Genomic DNA, 1,513 nt, shown 5'->3' with positions numbered 1-1,513 from the left:
AACAAAACAAAAAGCTTTTGCTACGTGCGTAGACGGAAACAAAAAGGTTTCCTTGCCTCCGCACTACTCATAGCTTGAACGTTAGCAAATATTATGACTCAAAGAATAACCTCTATACTTTTTCTAATCTTCATGCCACTAATTGGATTTTGCCAAGAAGATGATTTAGCATTTTTATCCAAGGAACTTTGCTCTGAATTCCAAGAATCCGATATCAATAAATCAAAAACAGAATTATTCGACCATCTTCAGCTAAAATCAAATGGAATCTATCAAAAATATGATAGTAAGGTTTCTTCACTAAAAAAAAACTATAGCAAAACCTATCCTAACAAGAATGATACTGAAATTGCTCAAATAATTGGTCAAAAAATTTCATTGAAAGCCATTGAAGATTGTCCTGTGTTTATGAAAATATCCCAAAAAATTTCGCAGATCACTTATGACTCAAGCAAACAATCAACTATGAATGTCGCCAAAAAAGTTTGCTCTTTAATGGAAGAAAAAAAGTTAGACGATTATGATAAGTTAAATAAACTAGTCGATGATAAAATATTTGAAATTGTTACAACTGAGAAAAGACTTATTGAAAAAGAATATGGACAATTTGGAGGAGATGAATTCTATAATGACTTGAACGCCGTTTTAATGAATCACTGTGATATTTATTTCAAAATGGCAATGAATAATCAGAAAAGTAATATCGGCACTGACATTACTGTAACCAAAGAAAAAAAAATTGACAATTCGATTGGTAAATTGGATGGACAGTTAAATCAATTGGAATTCGATATGTTATTAAAAAAAGTCAGGGTTCTAATTTCTGATTTTATTCATATAGACTATGATGCCTTAGTTGAAAAACTTGGAATCGAAAAATCAGTTATAGAGAAAAAAATTGGAAAATATTTGACAGACAGAAATAATAATTTCAACGAATTAAATCAACATAAATACATAACACCCGTATTTCGTGAAACAGATTCTAAGAATCATTTTGAATTGACAATTTTTGCCAGTGAAATTTTAGAGAAAGTGAAAAGTGAAAATTTCTCTAGAGGTAATTATTATTTTGTGCTCATTTCCAAAGTTTCCTTGAATCAAGAAGGAGATAAAATTCAATTTGAAGATGTAGAATTACTTAGCGAGGATTTGGAGATTCAGAAATGGTGGTTGAGCCAATATAAAAATTACATGTCCGAAACAAAAAAGGTTATGGAATCATATGGTTATAAAATGCCGCCACCTCCACCTCCGCCACTGAATCTTAAATAACATTTGCTAACAATGCCTAAACGTAATGCGGGCTTTAGGGCTAAAACGAAAGGTCTGTGTATATTTATAAAGTCGCTAAATCTTATGGATTTAGCTTTGGACAAGAAAAAATAAAACTAAACCAAAAGCTTTAGCTTCGTGCGCAGACGGAAACGAAAGGTTTCCTTGCCTCCGCACTACGCTTAGGTACTGTGTCAAAAAGCAAGCTTTTTCTTTAAAATTTTAGGAAACAAATTGA

Annotated in this window: 1 protein-coding gene; it reads left to right on the top strand. The window is 31.4% G+C overall.

Annotated elements, in window-relative coordinates; translation table 11 throughout:
* Positions 1–132 precede the first annotated feature (132 nt).
* Entirely contained in the window at positions 133–1,275 is a 1,143-nt protein-coding gene (locus AABJ49_RS14295; protein WP_338378970.1) for a hypothetical protein, read from the top strand.
* Positions 1,276–1,513: the final 238 nt, after the last annotated feature.

It is taken from the genome of uncultured Flavobacterium sp., assembly GCF_963922255.1.
Taxonomy (GTDB): domain Bacteria; phylum Bacteroidota; class Bacteroidia; order Flavobacteriales; family Flavobacteriaceae; genus Flavobacterium.
The sequence above is the reverse complement of the archived record's forward strand: the minus strand, read 5'-3'. Positions and strand labels throughout refer to the sequence as shown.

What these genes read in the sequence shown, in the direction of transcription:
- AABJ49_RS14295 (WP_338378970.1), top strand. Translation starts at nt 133, where the DNA reads ATGCCACTAATTGGATTTTGCCAAGAAGATGATTTAGCATTTTTATCC.